This window comes from Tractidigestivibacter sp. (assembly GCF_057241865.1).
This window is the reverse complement of sequence record NZ_DBHHPX010000001.1, coordinates 152,038-167,928: the sequence shown is the minus strand read 5'-3', so window position 1 is coordinate 167,928 and position 15,891 is coordinate 152,038. Positions and strand designations below refer to the sequence as shown.

The following is a 15,891-nucleotide window of genomic DNA, read 5'->3' as shown; positions in this document are numbered from 1 at the left end:
CGTGGCCGGGCATCATGCGCCATAAGCGGCACCATGCAATTCTACGGCCGATCAGGCATCAAAGGCGCCGGGGAAACGACGCGCAATCTCGGCCATGAGTTCGTCCACGATTTTGTCAGCAGCCACTTTGCGCAAGGGCTTTCCACTCTCGAAGAGCATCGCCTGTCCGCGGCCACACGCAACGCCAAGGTCCGCATCGGAAGCCTCGCCGGGGCCGTTCACCACACATCCCATAACGGCCACCGAGATAGGCGCCTTGACGCCAGACAGGCGCTCGCCAACCTCCTCGGCAATGGGGATCATGTCGACCTGGCATCGCCCGCAGGTGGGACAGCTCACAAGCTCTGGGAAGCGACGGCGCATGCCGAGCGCCGAGAGGAGCTCCCATGCCACACCCACCTCCTCGACGGGGTCTGCCGTGAGCGAGAGGCGCATGGTGTCGCCAATCCCCTCCTCAAGGAGGATGCCCACGCCTGCCGCATTCTTGACCGTGCCCTGCCTAAGCGTTCCAGCCTCGGTAACGCCTACGTGGAGAGGCACGTCGGGCAGCGCCTCCGAGAGCGCGCGGTAGGTGGCCAGCGTGGTGGGAACGCTGTGAGCCTTGGCAGAGAGCACGATGTCGAGAAAGCCGCGGTCGCGGAAGTGCTCGACAAATCCCCGTGCCGAGGCAACGAGCTTCTCGGGAAGCGTAAGGTCCTGCCGGGTGGCAACCTTATCGTCGAGAGAGCCGGCGTTAACGCCAATGCGTATGGGAATGCCCGCCTCGCCGCAGGCATCAATCACCGCGTCAACGCGCTCCCAGGAGCCGATGTTTCCTGGATTCACGCGGAGCGCCGCGGCGCCGCGGGCCGCAGCCCCCAGGGCAAGCCGATAGTCAAAGTGGATGTCCGCAACAACGGGCAGCGGGGACTCCGCGCAGATGTGCTCGAAGCCGTCGAGCGACGCCGCGTCGGGGACGGCCACACGGATGATCTCGCAGCCGGCCTTGGCAAGCTTGTCGATCTGGGCGAGCGTGGCGGCAGCATCTGCGGTCCTGGTGGTGCACATCGATTGCACCGAGACGGGCGCTCCGCCGCCAACGGGAACGTCTCCCACCATGATGCGACGCGTGAGCTCGCGTGGGAGGGCCTTCTCATCAAGCTGCATGGTTAGCCGCCAATCACAAAGTTGAGGATGTCGTTTCTCATGGCAACGACAAAGACGAAGAGGAAGAAAGCGAGGCCCACATAGCTCACGATGCTCTGGGTGCGGGCGGAGACCTGCCGCTTGGAGATTGCCTGGATGACCTCGATGAGAATCTTCCCGCCGTCAAGCGGCGGGATGGGGAGCAGGTTCATGAAGCCGAGCGACATCGAGATGGCACCCATGAAGAAGACGAGCGTAGGCACGCCAGCCGACGCCGCCTCAGAGGCCATGACCGAGATGCCCACCACCGAGCTGGACTGGTCAAGCACCTCCATCGTGTGGGTGGGAACGATGAGCTTCGCCGCATACTCCGCCACCAGACTCCCGTATGCAACCGAAGCACGAAGCGACTGGCCCAGCGAGGGGTAGTATGTGACGACGTCATTGGTGATGCCCAGATACTCAGCAGCCTGGCCGTCGACAAGGTCAACGGTGGTCTCGTATCGAACGCCGTCGCGCTCGTAGTCGATCGTGAAATCGGTTCCCGAGGAGAGGTAGGACTTGATCGCCGAGACGAGGCCCTCGTAGGTCGAGACCGACTGGCCGTCCACAGCGGTGATGCGGTCTCCGGCCTCAAGCCCGGCTGCCTCGGCAAACGAGTCCGCCGTAACGCTCCCGATTACGGGCTCGTTGGAGGCAACCTGGATGCCTGTGACCATGAAGGAGCCCGCGACAACCACGAGCGCCAAGAGCAGGTTCACGAGAGGACCAGCGAGGAGCATCGCGCAGCGGCGCCAGAAGCCGCATCCCAGGTAGGTGCGCGAGCGCTCGTGGGCGAGAAACTCCTCGGCATCCATGCCGGGATCGCGTGGCTCGCCATAGGCGGTGGTCCCAGCCAAAGAGAAGTCGTGTCCGCGATCGTACTCGGTGAGCAGAGCGCCATCACGGCGGAGGGCCTCGAAGCTCGCCGGCCAGTCGGACTGGCCCTCACGCTCGCCAAGCGCCGGGTCGTAGTGGGGCTTCACGGCGGCCCAGTCCGTAAGCGTGGCAAGAAGGCCATACGCCCTGTCCATGTCGCAGCCGAGCTTGGCGGCCAGGTCGGCAACAGAGATCCTGCCGGCGCGCTGGACGATCATAAGGGCGGGCGCCAGAAGCTCATCGGTGGTGTTCTCCATGCCACAGATGCGCGTGTAGCCACCAAGCAGGATGGGCGTCACGCCAACCTCAGTCCCGTGGCCCTTGCTCTTCCTCGAGAGCTTGAACCGGCAGGGCATTCCCAGGAAGAACTCGGTCACGCGTACGCCGCAGACACGAGCCGCAAGGTAGTGGCCGCCCTCATGCACAAAGACAAGAAGCGAGAGGACGATAACGCCCCAGAAGATTGCAGAGACGACCCCCATCACGAGCGGGCCTCCCTCACTAGCTTGCGTGCAAGGTCACGCGATCGGGCATCGACCTCAGAAAGCTGCTCCAGGCTATCGACGGGCACGGATGTGGTCTGCTCCATGACCCGAGAGATGACGCGCTCGATATCGAGGAAGCCGCACTCGCCTGCGCGGAACGCCGCATTGGCAACCTCGTTGGCCGCATTGGCAGCGCACGGCATCGTGCCCGCGATGCGCCCGGCCTCCTTGACGAGCGCCAGGCAGCCGAAGGTCCTCTCGTCAGCCTCGCCAAAGGTAATGGGAACCTCCTGGCACCAATCGACGGGCTTGGTGGGTGCGCACCAGCGCTCGGGGAAGCTCAGTGCGTACTGGATGGGGATGTGCATGTCCGAGGGGCCAAGCTGCGCCTTAACCGAGCCATCTGCAAACTCGACCATCGAGTGGATGCGGCTCTGGCGCTGGATGAGCACCTGGATGTCGTCTACGCCCATGCCAAAGAGGTGGTGCGCCTCGATGACCTCCAAGCCCTTGTTGGTAAGGGTTGCGCTGTCGATGGTGATCTTGGCGCCCATGCTCCAGGTGGGGTGCACAAGGGCGTCTGCGGGGGTCACGCGTGCGAGCTCCTCTCTCGTCATGCCGTAGAAGGGACCACCCGAGCAGGTGAGCCAAATGCGTACGAGGTCAGACTCCCGTTCCCCAACGAGACACTGGAAGATGGCGCTGTGCTCCGAATCGACGGGAATGAGCCTGCCCGGTTTGGCAAGCGGCACGAGAAGGTCGCCGGCAACGACGATGGACTCCTTGTTTGCATAGGCAAGAATCTTGTCGGCAGCCAGGGCGGCATAGCCGGCAGCCATGCCAGCCTCCCCCACCACGGCATTGACCACGCAGTCTACGTCGGAAAGCTCGGCAAGCCCGGTCACCGCTTGGGGACCAAAGCCCACCTCGCACCCCTCGGGAAGCTCGGCAAGAGCCGGGTCTCCCCTGTGCGAGGCGTCCGCAACGGCCAGGTGCGTGGCGCCAAGCTCCCTCGCGGCGGCGACAAGGGCCTTGCACGACGAGCTTACCGACAGGGCAACGACCTTGAGGCGGTCAGGGTGCTGGCGGCACACGTCAAGCGTCTGCTTGCCAATGGAGCCCGAGCACCCCAGGATGGCGACCCTAAGCACCTCGGGGCGCATGGGGCGCTTGCCCGGGGACGGGAACAAACTCATAGGATTCCCCCAAAGAAGAGTACGAAGTATGCTGCCATGCTGCCAAAGAGCATGGAGTCAGACCTGTCGAGAAGTCCGCCGTGGCCCGGCATGAGGTTGCCGGAGTCCTTGACGCCCACGCCTCGCTTGAGGCGAGACTCGAAGAGGTCTCCGATGACACCGGCGATGCCCACAAGAAGCCCACCCAAGACTGCACGGGGCATGTCGAGGCCCGCAATGCCAAAGGCGGCCAAGGCACCCCAGATGAAAACCGAGGCTATGATGCCGCCGTAGAACCCCTCCCAGCTCTTGCGTGGGGAGATGCGAGGGGCAAGCTTGTGGATGCCAAACCTGGAACCCACGGCATAGGCAAACGCGTCATTGGCCCAGATCGAGGACATGACGCCGAAGGTAAGCGTCGCACCCGTGAAGCCCGTATCCACAACGCGGATGAGAACCAGGCTCGAGAAGGCGAGCGAGGTGTAAAGAGGGCCAAAGACCGTGATGGCAACATCGGCCACGTTCGCGCGGGGCGTAAACACGTACCAGGCGGCGCAAACGGCCAGGAGCAGGAAGGCGACGATGACAAGCCCGCGGAGGCCGGTCGCGTACGCTGCGAGCGGGAAGAGGACGGCCGCACCAAGCCCCACGACCTCGTTGGGCATGCGACCACCCATGCGGGCAATGCGGAAGAACTCCGAGCAGCAGAGCCATGCCATGGCACTGATCATGAGTGTGGTGGCAAAGGGTCCAAGGTACAGGCAGACGAGAACGACAATGGCATAGATGGCACCCGACGTGGTGCGTGTAAGGAGCCGCTCCGTCCATCCCCGCGCGCGCTGTCCCACAAGCGCACCCGCAGTACGGCGCTCCTCCTTGGCATCGCGCCTGTCCTCAAGCTTGTCTATGTGGCGGTCGATGCCGACGCTCTCGCGCTGGTCCTGCGGCCTCTCGGGACCCTTCTCGCTCAATGCTCCACGACACCCCCAAACCTACGGTGGCGCCCCTGGAACACACGGACCGCACGCAGGAAGTCCCATCGCGAGAAGTCGGGCCACATGACGGGGGTCACATAGAACTCGGTGTAGGCAAGCTGCCAGAGCAGATAGTTCGAAAGGCGCATCTCGCCTGACGTGCGGATGAGAAGCTCCGGGTCTGGAAGGTCAGCCGTATAGAGACGAGAGGAGATGGCCTTCTCGTCAATGTCCTCGGGGCGCAGCGTTCCCAGCGCTACATCTTGGGCCACCTCACGGGCGGCGCGGGCAATCTCGGCACGCGACCCGTAGTTCACGGCCAAGGCGAAGGTCATGCCGGTATGGTCGGCTGTCTCGCGAAGGCCCTCATGGAACGCCTCTGCGGTCTCTGTGGGCAGGGCATCGATATCGCCAAAGAAGCGCAGGCGAACGTTTTCCTGGTGAAAGAGCGGAAGCTCGTTTAAGAGCGTGGTCGCGAAGAGGTGCATAAGGAGATTTACCTCGTGCTGAGGGCGGCACCAGTTCTCGGTCGAGAACGCATAGACCGAGAGCACGTCCAGACCGAGCCTCACGCTCGTGGTGACTGCCTCGCGCAGAGAGTCGACGCCGGCCACGTGACCCTCAGAGCGATCGAGCCCCCGAGCCTGCGCCCAGCGTCCGTTGCCATCCATGATGATGGACACGTGACGGGGAATGCGCCCCAGGTCAACGTTGGCAAGGCTTATGTCCTCGGGAGGGTTGGCGTAGTATTCCCCGAGCTTCTTCTCGTCTGCCCGCACCTAGATCTCCATGACCTCGGCGGTCTTCTCCTTGAGCATGGCATCGACGCGCTTGACGTAGTCATCCGTGAGCTTCTGGACCGCCTTCTTCTCGCGGGAGACCTCGTCCTCGGAGAGTTCCTCGTCACGGTCGAGCTTGTTGTTGGTGTCACGGCGGACGTTGCGGATGGAGACGCGAGCCTCCTCGGCGATGTCCTTGCACTCTCGGGCGAGCTCGCGGCGACGCTCCTCGGTGGGCTTGGGGAACGGCAGGCGGATGGTGACACCGTCATTGGACGGAGTGATACCAAGGTCAGACGCCTCGATGGCCTTCTCGATGCTCCTGAGGGCACTCTTGTCCCACGGCTCGATGACCATCATCGAGGCCTCGGGCACCTTCACGCCAGCAAGTTGCGTGATGGGCGTGGGCTGACCGTAGTAGTCGACCTTGATGGGGTCGAGGATGCGTGGGTTGGCGCGACCGGTGCGGACGCGGGAGAAGTTCGTCTGGAGGGCTTCCAGGCACTTGTCCATGTGCTGCTTTGCCTTATCGGTGTACTGGCTCATGCTTACTCCTCCTCGATGACGGTGGTGCCCACGTTCTCGCCCACGAGGGCTTTCATGAAGATCCCATCCTGGTCCATGTCAAAGACCATGATAGGCATCTTGTTGTCATGGCAAAGGGCGGTTGCCGTGGCATCCATTACCCTGAGGTCGCGGGCGAGGACCTCCTTGTAGGTAATGGTATCGAACTTGATGGCCTCCGGATGAGAGACGGGGTCGGCGTCGTAGATGCCGTCGACCTTGGTGGCTTTCATCAAAACCTCAGCGCCCACCTCGCAGGCGCGGAGGGCAGCGGCGGTATCGGTCGTGAAGTAGGGATTGCCGGTGCCTGCGGCAAAAATAACGACGCGACCCTTCTCGAGGTGCCTTATCGCGCGGCGGCGGATATAGGTCTCGCATACCTGGTGCATCTCGATTGCGCTCATGACGCGGCAGTCCATGCCGTTGCGCTCGAAGCAGTCCTGCAGCGATAGGGCATTGATGACCGTTGCGAGCATGCCCATGTTGTCACCCTGCGCGCGGTCCATGCCTGCAGCCGCGCCTTGGATGCCTCGGAAGATGTTGCCACCGCCCACGACGACGGCAATCTGGACACCGTCCTCCCACACGGGCTTGATTTCCTCGGCGAGCCTTTGCGGTACCTTAGGGTCGATGCCGAAGGTCTGGTCGCCCATGAGGGCCTCACCGGAAAGCTTCAGAAGAACGCGCTGGTACTTGTAGGTCGACAAGCAATCCTCCATTCATAGTAACGTCTCGGCAGCCCTTCGCCTTAACCGTAACCCTGTCGATTCTATCAGAGCTCCAAGGTTGCTCCCGTGCGCCCTCGGCGAGTGTAGGGTCTCTGCATACGGAGGACATTTCATCTACCTAAGCCTGCGGGCAAGACAAGAAAACGCCCCATCAGGCCTACGCCTGACGGGGCTCGATGGAGAACTCTGTATGAACCAGGGTTTGTGTCACTCGCCGAAGTTGAATCGGACGAAAGTAACAACCTTGATGTCGTCGCCAAGGTCCTTGGAGACCTTCTTGGCAAGGGAGGAGATGGTCTCGCTGGAATCCTTCACGAAGACCTGCTCGGTGAGGACGCTCTCCTTGTAGAACTTCTCGAGCTTGCCGAGGGCAATCCTCTCCTGGATGGCCTCGGGCTTGCCGGACTCGGCGGCCTGAGCCTTGTAGATGCCCATCTCGTGGTCAATGACGTCCTGGGGGACATCCTCGCGCACGGCGGAGACGGGGTTGGAGGCAACGACCTGCATGGCAACGTCATGCGCGAAGGTCTTGAACTCGTCGGCGGAAGCGGTCTCGGGCTTGGAGAAGGAGAAGCTCACCATGTCGGCGTGCTTGCCGTCGTGGTGGATGTAGCAGCCGATGGCACCATTCTCGGCGGTGAGACGCCCGAAGCGGTTGATCTTCATGTTCTCGCCGATGACGTGGATCATCTCGGTAAGCTCGGACTCGACGGTGCCCTGACCCATGGGGCAAGCCTTGAGGGCATCGACGTCGGAGGGGTTGCTCTTGGCGACAACCTCGGCAATCGCGTGAGCGAAGTCCTTGAACTTGCCGTTGGTGCCCACGAAGTCGGTCTCGCAGGTGAGCTCGACTATAGCGGCGACCTTGGCGTCATCGGAGACGTAAACGGCAATGGTGCCCTCGTTGGTCTCGCGGCCGGCGCGCTTGACGGCCTTGGCAAGACCCATCTTGCGGAGGACGTCGACGGCCTTGTCAAGGTCGCCATCGGCCTCGACGAGGGCCTTCTTGCACTCCATCATCGGGGAGTCGGTCATCTCGCGGAGCTGCTTGACGAGGGCGGCAGTAATCTGTGCCATGTGAACCTCCAGAAGTATTGGTGAGCGTGTCGGTGTGCGGTGGGCGTGACCTACTCAGCCGCAGGGGCCTCGGGGGCAGGAGCGGCGTCCTCCTCGGTTGCGACGGGCGCGGAAGCCTCGCCGGTCTGCATCTCCTCGGCAGTCACCTGGGTCTCGCCGGTGCCGGCCAGCACGGCGTCAGCCGCAAGCTCGCACATAAGGGAGACGGAACGGATGGCGTCATCGTTTGCGGGCACGCCGTAGTCGATGACGTCGGGGTCGGAGTTGGTGTCGAGAAGCCCGACGACGGGGATGTGCAGGCGGTTGGCCTCGCGGACGGCAATCTCCTCGCGCTTGGTGTCGACGACGAAGATGGCCTGCGGGAGCGAGGCCATGTCACGGACGCCGCCGAGGTTCTTCTGGAGCTTGTCGAGCTCCTTGGTGAGAAGCGCCTGCTCCTTCTTGGGGAGGGCGCTCATGCGGCCATCCTCGACCATGGCCTCGAGCTCCTCCATGCGGGCGATGCGGGAGCGCATGGTCACGAAGTTGGTGAGCATGCCGCCAAGCCAACGCTGGTTGATGTAGGGCATGCGGGCACGCTCTGCCTGGGTCTGAACGGGCTCCTGGGCCTGCTTCTTGGTGCCCACGAAGAGGACCTTGCCGCCCTTGGCAGCGGTCTCACGCAGGAAGGTGTAGGCCTTGTCGGCATCAAACAGGGTCTGCTTGAGGTCGAGGATGTAGATGCCGTTGCGCTCGCCAAAGATGTAGGGCTTCATCTTGGGGTTCCAGCGGCGGGTCTGGTGACCGTAGTGGCAGCCTGCGTCGAGAAGGGTCTGGATGGTAACCTTAGCAGCCATGTTTGACCTCCATTGGTTGGTCCTCCGCGCGATGTCATCCCCGAAGTGCCACCCCTGGCCTGGCTTAGAGCCCGGGGCACCACGGCCTTCGGGTCGTCGTGCGTGTGTGTTGTTGCCGCCTGGCAGCGACATGCTGGGCATCTGCGCAGCGATTGAGAAGTATAGCAGGGAAAAGGCAACAGGGGCAAGCGGCGGACCCGGTGCGCGCGGGTTCACCGTTTCACCTTGATTTGAGCGGCTTGGGCCCAAAGCAGAAGTGCTTCACTGCGCCCTCGGATGTGCATGGCGGGTCGCGTCCTTCAGCCGGTCCACCGAGAGGTGCGTGTAGACCTGCGTGGTCGAGAGGCTCTCGTGTCCCAGGAGCTCCTGAACGCTCCTCAGGTCCGCTCCTCCCGCGACAAGCTCGGTGGCGTACGTGTGGCGCATGGCGTGCGGCGTGAGCGTTGGGTCAAGCCCTGCAAGGCGCACGTGCGCCTCGAATGCGGTGCGCAAGGCGTCCGCACTCATGCGCCTTCCCCTGGTCGAGAGGAAAAGCGCCCCGGCGGGACCTTCTGGTGGCGTGCGCTTGGCAAGCGAGGCAAGCCCCTGGCGGGCCTCGTCGAGGTAGCGCCGCAGCCAGTCGAGGGCAACGCCATACAGTGGCACAATGCGCTCCTTGGAGCCCTTGCCAAAGAGCGTGGCTTGGGCCCGGCCAAAATCAATCGAGGGGACGTTGAGGCGAGACACCTCGGAGATGCGGGCACCCGACGCGTAGAGAAGCTCGAGGAATGCGCGATCCCTCAGGCCCGTCGCCGTAGAAGGGTCGCACGTGGCAAGGAGCTTTTGCACGTCCTCATCCGACATCGTCTTGGGAAGGTGGCGCTCCCCCTTTGGCGTAGCGAGTGCCGCCGCGGGATCGATCGAGCAGGCCCCATCCCTAAGCATCCACCCGTAGAAGTCGCGCACCGCCGAGAGATGCCTGTCCACGGTACGCACGGTGTAGCCACCGCGGGTAAGGTCGGCAAGGTAGCCGCGTAGCTCGCGGTGGGTTGCGCACAGCGGATCCACTCCCTCGCGCTCGGCCCAGGAGGCAAACGAGGCGAGGTCTGCCCGATAGGCTCGTATGGTGTTCTCGGAAAGGCCCCGGACCCGTCCAAGATAGGCGAGAAAGTCACGACGTTCTTTTGCGAGCACGCTTGCGCCCAAAGACGCCTCACGCCTGGACGGGCCCGAAGCGGAGCCACCCTCCCGATGATAGGGGCTCATTGCTCCACGCCTCGTCTGGCGCTGGCAAAGAGGTCGCTTCTCTCCTCCACAAACGCGGCCATGTCGGTGCGGGCGCGCTCGGCCATGAGACGCCTGCGGTCATCCTTTCTCCTCGGGGCGTTCTCCAGGGGTGGAACCAGCCCAAAGTTGACGTGCATGGGCTGGTAGTCCACCGTTGCGGGGTTTGTCGCATAGGCGACAAGCGAGCCCAGGGCTCCCGTAACAGGAAGCTCCGCGTGGGGCAGTCTTGCTAGGTCGGCGTAGGTGTTCAGGGCGGCGAGAAGGCCAGACGCTATGGCCTCGACGTATCCCTCGGTTCCCGTGATCTGGCCGGCGAGGCGCGTCTTCGTCCCAGGGATGGCAAAAGAGGAGTCAAGGGCATGGGGTGAGTCAACGAACGAGTTCCTGTGCATGACGCCGTACCTCAGAAAATCCGCCTCCCCAAGGCCGGGAATCATTCTGAAGACCCGGCGCTGCTCAGGCCACGTGAGATTCGTCTGAAAGCCAACGAGGTTGTAGGCGCTGCGCTGGGCGTTCTCGGCACGCAGCTGTACTGTCGCCCAGGGTCGCCTGCCCGTACGAGGGTCTGTGAGGCCCACAGGCTTCAGAGCCCCAAATCGTAGGGAGTCATGCCCCGTACGCGCCACCTCCTCGATGGGCTGGCAGGCGCAGAAGAGGTCCGTCTGCTCGAAGTCGCGCGCGATGACGCGCTCGGCGGAGAGCAGGGCATCCATGAAGATGTCGTATTCGTCGCGTTCCATGGGACAGTTGAGGTAGTCACCCGTGCTCCCCTCCTCATAGCGCGACTGGGAGAAGGCGATGGCGCAATCGATGCTCTCGGCGGAGGCGATCGGGGCCGCCGCGTCATAGAAGGACATGGACCTCGCTCCCACTTTGGCCGAGATGGCCTCGAAGAGCGCATCCGAGCAGAGGGGGCCAGCGGCAATGACTGAGGGCCCATCGGGAATCTGCGTGACCTCCTCGCGAACGACCTCGATCAGAGGGTGTGCCAGGACCGTATCGGTAACCGCCTGCGAGAACCGGTCGCGGTCAACCGCCAGGGCCCCTCCAGCGGGAACCGAACAATCACGGGCGATGGGCAGAAGACGGCAGCCCATGGCCTCGAGCTCCCACTTGAGCACACCCGGGGCACCCTCGGGCCTGGTCGACTTGAGCGAGTTGGAGCACACAAGCTCGGCGAAGCGATCGGTGTGATGGGCTGGCGACATGCGCACGGGGCGCTCCTCGTGAAGCCTCACCCTCACGCCCCTCTCGGCAAGCTCCAGGGCACACTCGCTTCCCGCGAGGCCTGCGCCCACAACGTCAACTGTCTGGTCCATGCTCCTCCTCAGCGCCTGCCGTGTCTCCCTTGGCCGCGGCAGGACCATTGTGCGACAAATAGAACTCGCGTGTCGGTGCGTATCTTCCATCTGGAAGCTTGGTCACCACGCCCGCGGCCTCGTAGTCCGAGAGTGCGCTCAGGACGGTGATGACGCCCTCCCCCAACCGTGCGGCAAGGTCATCGGCACGAGACGGCGAGGCGACAAGAGCCGAGAGTACGCGACCGATGTCCTCGGGCCTTCCGGGGGCGTCGGTGAAACGCAGGCGCCCGTAGTCCAGAGAGATCGCCGCCTCGAGCGAGGCCTCGTCGCAGATGACGCGAGCACCCTCAGATATGAGCCAATTCGTACCGGCAGAAAGGGGCGAGAAGATCGAGCCCGGAATGCCGTAGACCTTCCGGCCGAGCTCTACCGCCACGTCTGCCGTGCTCATGGTACCTGAACGCATGCCCGCCTCGGTGACAAAGAGGCAGCTTGAGAGCGCCGCAATGATGGAGTTGCGTTTGGGGAAGGCGTAGCGCCTTGGTTGTGCGCCCCATCGCTCGAGCGAGATGACCGCGCCACCGGTCGCCACGGCCCCCTCAAAGACATCGACCGAGCTAGAGGGGTACACAAGGTCTGCTCCGCACCCCGATACCACGACGGTCCTCCCACCCGCCCCCAGCGCGGCGCGACCCGCCGCACAGTCGCATCCCATGGCACCACCCGAGACAACGACAATTCCACATTCTGCCGCAACCCTACCAGCCATCTCCGCAACAGCTATGCCATACGGCGTTGCCCTTCTCGCGCCTATGACAGAAAGGCAGGGGCCCGAGAGCACGGTGGGGTCTCCCCTGCCATAGAGCACAGGGGGTGCAGGGTCCAGGTCGAGGAGCGCTGACGGATATGCGTCATCCTCGGGCTCGAGTTCCCAGCGCTTGTCTGAGCAGGATGCAAAGCCGCTCATAGTTGCCTCCTCGACCTGTACTGCAGGGCCTCCCCCACATCATCACGCGAGACAAGCTCGTGACCCCCCAGATCGGCAATGGTCCTTGCCACTCGCGCCACGCGCGCTATTCCGCGACCGCCAAGTGCCATCCTCTCGGCGGACTCCTCGAAAAACGTTCGTGCTGCAGGCTCGAATCCCAGTCGTGCAACTCCGCGGATGCTGTCTCCCAGGCGTGCCTCGTCGCGCGCCTCTCGCCAGGAAGAGAATTCTCGCGCCGACATGACTTGATCGAGCATCTCTTCCGAGCTTGCGCCCACAGAGCCACGGATTACGTCAGTCGAAGCGGGCCGGTGAACATCAACGACCACGTCGATGCGGTCCATCAGAGGCCCTCCGATGCGCCCCTGGTATGAGGCGATCCTCGCGGGCGCACACGTGCACTCATGCCCCTCGTCGCCAAGGTGTCCGCAGGGGCAGGGGTTTGCTGCGGCCACCAGCTGAAAGTCGCAGGGGAAGACATAGACTCCGTCCACCCGCACAATGCGAACCTCGTGGTCCTCGAGTGGCTGGCGAAGCGACTGCAATGCGTTTGTCGCAAACTCCGGAAGCTCGTCTAAGAAGAGCACGCCTCCGTGGGCGAGAGACACCTCCCCCGGCATCACTGGCCTACCCCCGCCAACAAGGCCTCCCACCGAGATCGAGTGGTGCGGCGCCCGGAAGGGCCGCTCCCCTCGCTCGAGAGGCTCGATGGGCTGACCTGCAACCGAGTGGATGAGCATGGACTCGGAGCGTTCGGTGTCCGAGAGCGGCGGCAGGATCATGGGCATCCTGCGCGCAAGCATGGTCTTTCCCGCACCTGGAGGTCCCACCATCAGTATCCCATGACGGCCTGCAGCCGCGATGACCATGGCCCGCTTGGGGATGTCCTGGTCGGCAACGTCCGAGAAGTCCAGCGCGTGGGCCTCTTCGCTCGTATCCAGGCGCTCTGCTCCAAGCGCATGTGCCCCCAGAGGTGGAAGCTCTCTGGCACCCGCCCTTAGACGCGAGATGGCAGGAATGCCAAACGCTTGCGTGGAGAGGGCGCAAGGCAGCCGTGTCTGTTCGGAGCAGACAAGAGAGAGCCCCTCGCGTTCGGCCAGTGCCGCATATGCCACGGCACCTCTCGGAGGACAAACACCGCCATCAAGCGCAAGCTCGCCAACGAAGAGCAGCCTGGAGAGACCCTCAAGCGGAATCTGCCCTGTTGCGGCTAGCACCGCAACAGCAATGGGGAGGTCGAACGCGGTTCCCGTCTTGCGAATCTCTGCTGGGGCAAGGTTCACCGTCACGTGAAGCCTGGGAATCTTGTATCCGCACGCCTTCATGGCACAGCGCACCCGTGACCTTGCCTCGAGCACAGAGGCATCTGGCATGCCGACGATGGAAAGACCGGGAATGCCGCCCGAGACGCTCACCTCAACGGTCACGGGAACAGCCTCGACTCCTCTCAGCGTCGCCGTGGGGATGCGCACATCCGGGCTTCCCATCAGTCGTCCCAGGTGAACGCACCGAGAAGGTGCCGAAGCTTTGCTTGTCCCTCGCCTACGATGTTGATGGCGACAACATCAAAGCGAACTGAGTCAAGCTCGGTGTGCTGCACTAGATAGTAGAGGCCAAGCATGCGGTAGCGGAGCTTCTTCTGAGGGTCAACCGCGAGTTCGGGCACGTAATCCGCCTCATCTCCCAAGGCGAGCCTGGTCTTCACCTCAACGAGGATTGCGCTGCGACGAAGGTCTTCATCGGGGTCGTCCGTGGTGGCGACAATATCAATCTCGCCGGCTGGGCACCGCCAGTTCATGTCCAGGATGCGATAGCCATGGTCTGCCAAGAAGCTCGCCGCAATACGTTCACCCTGTGCACCGAGTTCCTTTGTCGTGTACTCGTCAAGAGGCTTCCTCGGTGAGCTTGAGTTGCCTCCACATCCGGCACCATCGCCCTCGTCAAAATCGACGAGTTTTGTCTCGCCGACACTACCGAAACCCAGCCCGTCATCGTCATGGTCTCGAGGGATGTGCCCAAAGCAGAACTCGCTATGCGCATACCCTCCACCGCCAGGCCAACCAGATATGCCACTTGTACCAAACGCCGACTTACCCATCGAGCTCTCCCTTCTCGTAACCAAACGGGAGAGCGATGATGCCACCGTGCGCTTGCACGCTTCTGACGCTGCGTGGACGCATGCCTTTCAGATGGCCGACGGTTCAAAATGGCCGAAGCGAATACGCCCAGCGAGAGGGCCTGGAGTGACCGGCTCCATCTCTAAGTGTCAAAATCAAAACACGTTGGGAGAATTTTGGGGACTCGGAACCAGAGCCGCTCTAGAACAGTGGAGGTGTCTCGAGGAAGTTCCCGCAGAACGAGACGCGGTGAATGGGCGTGAGCCCGTGCGCCTTGATGGCCGCGATGTGCTCGGCAGACCCATAGCCCTTGCATTCGGCAAGGTGGTAGCCGGGGTACTCCTCTGCAAGCGAGACCATCAGGGCATCCCTTGTCACCTTTGCCACAATGGACGCAGCCGCAATGCACGAGACACGCGCGTCTCCCTTGACAAGTGTGACCTCCCTGGGACTCACGTGCACGGGGTTGCCGTCAATGAGAACCGCACCCGCGTCGACGTCCGCATCATCAATTGCGCGCCTCATGGCCATGCGCAGGGCAACGGCCATACCCAAGGCATCGATGGATGCAGGCTCAACATGGGCGATGCCAATCGCTAACGCAACATCGGCTATCCGCGCAGCGAGGATCTCGCGCTGGGTGGGAGTCAGCTGCTTGGAATCATTGATGCCCCACACAACCGGCTCGTCCGGCAGTGCCACGGCGGCAACGGTGAGGGGACCGGCGAGGGCCCCGCGACCAACCTCGTCGACGCCAAGCACAAGCCCTGGGCCACCAAGCTCTCGAGCCTTGGCATACATGCCCAGTACGCGCTCATGCTCCGCCCGCTCGCGCCCCAGCCTTCTTGCTGCCACCTCGCGCGCATGCTGAACCTGCTTGCGGGGGTCATCGGCATAGCGGGCATCGAGTTTGGCAAACTCGCTTTCATCAGCCGAGGAGAAAAGCGCAGCCACCTCATGAGCCGTGGTAGCAGGTCTAGCCATGGGACTTCCTCCAGCCAAAGACAACGAACACCGCGTCCAAAGCGCAGAACGAATGCATAGCGAAGAGGGGCCACCCTATGCGGGCAGCCCCTCCAGGACAGGCAAAGGGAAACGCTAGCGCTTCTCGGGAATGCGAGCGGCCTTGCCCACGCGATCGCGCAGGTAGTAGAGCTTCGCACGACGCACGGCACCGTGACGGACAACCTCGAGCTTGGCGATCTTGGGGCTGTGAAGGGGGAAGGTGCGCTCCACGCCAACGCCAAAGCTAATCTTGCGGACGGTGAAGGTCTCGCGGGAGCCAGCGCCGCTCATGCGGATGACATCACCCTGGAAGACCTGCTCACGGGTGCGGTCGCCCTCGATGATGCGATAGTGTACCTTGACGTTGTCGCCAACCAGGACCGTGGGGATGTCCTCACGAATCTGCTGACGCTCGATGGCGCGAATGTAATCCATGCTCTTCCTCATCTCTGACCAGAGGTGCCGACGCGCGTGCGAACGGCACATAGGCTTGCACACAAGTGAGAATTATAGAGCACAGAGCCCGATGGGACAAGAACTACATATGTGTGAC

General features: G+C 63.1%; 16 protein-coding genes. All 16 read right to left on the bottom strand.

Features of this window, described 5'->3' with window-relative positions; all coding sequences use genetic code 11:
• Positions 1-51: 51 nt before the first annotated feature.
• A complete protein-coding gene (gene ispG / locus ACO59D_RS00775; RefSeq protein ID WP_485125360.1) occupies positions 52-1,146 on the bottom strand; it encodes a flavodoxin-dependent (E)-4-hydroxy-3-methylbut-2-enyl-diphosphate synthase in 1,095 nt (364 codons plus the stop codon).
• A gap of 2 nt (positions 1,147-1,148) precedes the next feature.
• Complete coding sequence (locus tag ACO59D_RS00770; protein WP_485125359.1) at positions 1,149-2,525, bottom strand: M50 family metallopeptidase; 1,377 nt, start codon at positions 2,523-2,525, stop codon at positions 1,149-1,151.
• A complete protein-coding gene (gene dxr, locus ACO59D_RS00765; RefSeq protein ID WP_485125358.1) occupies positions 2,525-3,724 on the bottom strand; it encodes a 1-deoxy-D-xylulose-5-phosphate reductoisomerase in 1,200 nt (399 codons plus the stop codon). The genes ACO59D_RS00770 and dxr overlap by 1 nt, the downstream gene beginning before the upstream one ends.
• Positions 3,721-4,674, bottom strand: a complete 954-nt coding sequence (locus ACO59D_RS00760; protein WP_485125357.1) for a phosphatidate cytidylyltransferase — start codon at positions 4,672-4,674, stop codon at positions 3,721-3,723. The genes dxr and ACO59D_RS00760 overlap by 4 nt, the downstream gene beginning before the upstream one ends.
• Positions 4,671-5,456: an undecaprenyl pyrophosphate synthase gene (gene uppS, locus ACO59D_RS00755; RefSeq protein WP_485125356.1), complete on the bottom strand. Its 786-nt coding sequence runs from the start codon at positions 5,454-5,456 to the stop codon at positions 4,671-4,673. The genes ACO59D_RS00760 and uppS overlap by 4 nt, the downstream gene beginning before the upstream one ends.
• A complete protein-coding gene (gene frr, locus ACO59D_RS00750; protein ID WP_485125355.1) occupies positions 5,457-6,002 on the bottom strand; it encodes a ribosome recycling factor in 546 nt (181 codons plus the stop codon). It lies immediately after the preceding gene.
• A 2-nt stretch (positions 6,003-6,004) separates the two neighbouring features.
• The gene (pyrH, locus tag ACO59D_RS00745) at positions 6,005-6,727 is read right to left on the bottom strand and encodes a UMP kinase (protein WP_485125354.1); all 723 of its coding nucleotides are present in this window, start codon (positions 6,725-6,727) and stop codon (positions 6,005-6,007) included.
• Between the two features lie 228 nt (positions 6,728-6,955).
• Positions 6,956-7,825 carry a translation elongation factor Ts gene (tsf, locus tag ACO59D_RS00740; RefSeq protein ID WP_485125353.1) on the bottom strand — a complete coding sequence of 290 codons (870 nt, stop codon included), beginning with the start codon at positions 7,823-7,825 and terminating at the stop codon, positions 6,956-6,958.
• A gap of 50 nt (positions 7,826-7,875) precedes the next feature.
• A complete protein-coding gene (gene rpsB, locus ACO59D_RS00735; protein WP_485125352.1) occupies positions 7,876-8,661 on the bottom strand; it encodes a 30S ribosomal protein S2 in 786 nt (261 codons plus the stop codon).
• A gap of 261 nt (positions 8,662-8,922) precedes the next feature.
• Positions 8,923-9,834 carry a tyrosine recombinase XerC gene (locus tag ACO59D_RS00730; protein WP_485125351.1) on the bottom strand — a complete coding sequence of 304 codons (912 nt, stop codon included), beginning with the start codon at positions 9,832-9,834 and terminating at the stop codon, positions 8,923-8,925.
• A gap of 68 nt (positions 9,835-9,902) precedes the next feature.
• Positions 9,903-11,246: a methylenetetrahydrofolate--tRNA-(uracil(54)-C(5))-methyltransferase (FADH(2)-oxidizing) TrmFO gene (gene trmFO, locus ACO59D_RS00725; RefSeq protein WP_485125350.1), complete on the bottom strand. Its 1,344-nt coding sequence runs from the start codon at positions 11,244-11,246 to the stop codon at positions 9,903-9,905.
• Positions 11,230-12,195, bottom strand: coding sequence for a DNA-processing protein DprA (locus ACO59D_RS00720; protein ID WP_130812126.1), 966 nt, complete (start codon positions 12,193-12,195; stop codon positions 11,230-11,232). The genes trmFO and ACO59D_RS00720 overlap by 17 nt, the downstream gene beginning before the upstream one ends.
• Entirely contained in the window at positions 12,192-13,703 is a 1,512-nt protein-coding gene (locus tag ACO59D_RS00715) for a YifB family Mg chelatase-like AAA ATPase (protein WP_485125349.1), read from the bottom strand. Before ACO59D_RS00715 ends, ACO59D_RS00720 begins: the two co-directional genes overlap by 4 nt.
• Positions 13,703-14,314, bottom strand: a complete 612-nt coding sequence (locus ACO59D_RS00710; RefSeq protein WP_485125348.1) for a YraN family protein — start codon at positions 14,312-14,314, stop codon at positions 13,703-13,705. Before ACO59D_RS00710 ends, ACO59D_RS00715 begins: the two co-directional genes overlap by 1 nt.
• A 220-nt stretch (positions 14,315-14,534) precedes the next feature.
• Complete coding sequence (locus ACO59D_RS00705) at positions 14,535-15,317, bottom strand: ribonuclease HII (RefSeq protein WP_130812129.1); 783 nt, start codon at positions 15,315-15,317, stop codon at positions 14,535-14,537.
• A 114-nt stretch (positions 15,318-15,431) separates the two neighbouring features.
• A complete protein-coding gene (rplS, locus tag ACO59D_RS00700) occupies positions 15,432-15,773 on the bottom strand; it encodes a 50S ribosomal protein L19 (protein WP_130812130.1) in 342 nt (113 codons plus the stop codon).
• Positions 15,774-15,891 lie beyond the last annotated feature (118 nt).